The following is a 1,991-nucleotide window of genomic DNA, read 5'->3' on the forward strand; positions in this document are numbered from 1 at the left end:
GGAGAGGCTCCCGCCGTAGCCAGAGCCGCTCCCGCGCCTTTTAAGAAAGAACGTCTTTGCATCTCTTCTCCTTAAATGTGGGCTTTATTTCATATCGTATATGAAAACTTTATTTTCTTTGCCTTCGCGCGAAAAAACATAAAATTTGCCGTCCTTCACAGCAAGCGCCCTCGCGTTTGCCGCTCCGCTAAAGCTATATGCATCCTCAATCTTATGAGTTTGTAAATTTAACTTTAAAATGGTCGAGAAATTTTTACTCAAAAGATAAACGGCGTCAGGCTGAGCGTCGATGCCCGTGACGTAATATTCGCCTAGGCTCCTGCTCTCTTTTAGCTTTAAATTTGAGCCGATTTGCGGAATAAATTCCTCCAAAATCATCTTATCGTCGCCGTCAAACACCGCCACGCTCCAATAATCCCTCACGTCGTTAGGCACGGATGCAACGATAAATTTATTCGCAGCCGCGTCGTAATCCCAGCCGAGGATATATTGCTGCTTTGCTCGAAGCGTGGAGAAGCGCCCTTTGTTGCCGAGATCGTTTAGCTTCCATTTATCCCAGCCCTCGCTCAAGTGCCTCCACTGGCTGTTTTGCTCCTCTGCACTAAGCCCGTCCGCAGGCTCATAAAATACGAAAGTTTTATTAAAGCTTATCATGCCGAGCTCATTTTTATACCACGTCGCGCCTACGGTCGCTTCCATCTCCATTATAAAGTGGCGATCGTGCTTGCCGTATCTAAGCGGCTTTAAATTTTCATCCGCAACGTAAAATTCGTTATTTTTAGAAACCAGCGCGAACTGCTTTTTATCTGCGTCGTAGTCCGCTCCCGTAATCGGCGCGTCGTTTTGTAAGCTTAAGCTCACTTCCGTACTCGGCGTACCGAGCTCTTTCACGCCCTCAAGCGCGCCCGCTTTGCTATCGAGATTAAACTCAAACCCAAACGCCAGAGCCGCTAGCGCCGTAAAAATTATCAGCTTTTTCATCTTTTTGCTCCTTAGTTTGGCAGATCCGGAAGCTCCGGATTCCAATCGAATCTAAAATCAAGCGCGCTTTGCCAGTGATCTTTTTCCCAAAACCATTTTGCAGGATCAAGACTTAGTCTAGCCGGCGTGCTAGAGCCCAGATACGGCGGCGGGCCTGAGACGATGAAAGCCTGCGCGCAGTTTGCGGCTATGATGACGATGAAGATTAAATTTGCAATCTTGCCGAGAGGCAGATAGCGCAAAAACTCGCCGTATTCGCCGCTCGTGCTCTTTTGCATTATCTCGCCTAAATTTTTGCTACATAAAAATATAACCGCCAAAAACGCGATTACGCAAAAATCCATGACGACGACCCAAAGCTGCGTGTGCGCACCTAAAATTTCAAGCCCGAAGCCCTGCTTGATGTCGAGGTAGCCGCCGAACGTACCGTCAAGGCTATAATGGATAAAGCCGTTGAATATCCCCCAGCAAGCCATCAGTAAAAGCGCTGCGACATAGCCTGGTCTTAAACCGTATCTAAGGATAAAAAGCGCGATAAGACTGATGGCTATCATCGTGATCCTCTCCGACCAGCACATCACGCACGGGCTATCTCCCATGCCAAAACCCAGTATCAAACAGGCTATACCGACCGGGAGCGCCACGAGGGCGATGATGGCTAGCGACATTAGGTTAAAAAATCCTCGCTCAGCGGCGGGAATTTGATTTTGTTCTAAATTTTGCATATTGCCCTCCTAAAAGTTGCCTACCGGCACGACGACCCATAAATTTACGTAAAACTCGAGCGCGATCAATATTACGCAGCCGACTGCCGCACAGCCCGTAGCTAGATTTTTCCTCTGCGGCTTAAAATATAATATAAGCCCGCTGATCAAAAATAGCGTCAAAATAAGAAATTCCATTTCAAACCGTCCTTTCCTAATAAAATTTAATCCTAAGCATGCCTAATTCTTAAAGAAATAATATAATTTTATTTATTAAATTTGGTTTAAAAAATAGATTTTTCTATT

4 protein-coding genes are annotated in these 1,991 nt (G+C 46.1%); all 4 read right to left on the reverse strand.

The window, feature by feature from the left end:
* The coding region (locus tag Q0256_RS11550) for a twin-arginine translocation signal domain-containing protein (RefSeq protein WP_367271928.1) at window positions 1-62 on the reverse strand (62 nt) is incomplete at its 3' end.
* Window positions 63-84: 22 nt separating this feature from the next.
* Complete coding sequence (locus Q0256_RS00020; RefSeq protein WP_297958906.1) at window positions 85-981, reverse strand: hypothetical protein; 897 nt, start codon at window positions 979-981, stop codon at window positions 85-87.
* Between the two features lie 11 nt (window positions 982-992).
* Entirely contained in the window at window positions 993-1,706 is a 714-nt protein-coding gene (locus tag Q0256_RS00025; protein ID WP_297958908.1) for a disulfide bond formation protein B, read from the reverse strand.
* Window positions 1,707-1,715: 9 nt separating this feature from the next.
* On the reverse strand, window positions 1,716-1,883 hold the full coding sequence (locus Q0256_RS00030) for a hypothetical protein (RefSeq protein WP_297958910.1): 168 nt from the start codon (window positions 1,881-1,883) through the stop codon (window positions 1,716-1,718).
* Between the last annotated feature and the right edge of the window lie 108 nt (window positions 1,884-1,991).

It is taken from the genome of uncultured Campylobacter sp. (assembly GCF_937949835.1).
Lineage (GTDB): Bacteria > Campylobacterota > Campylobacteria > Campylobacterales > Campylobacteraceae > Campylobacter_B.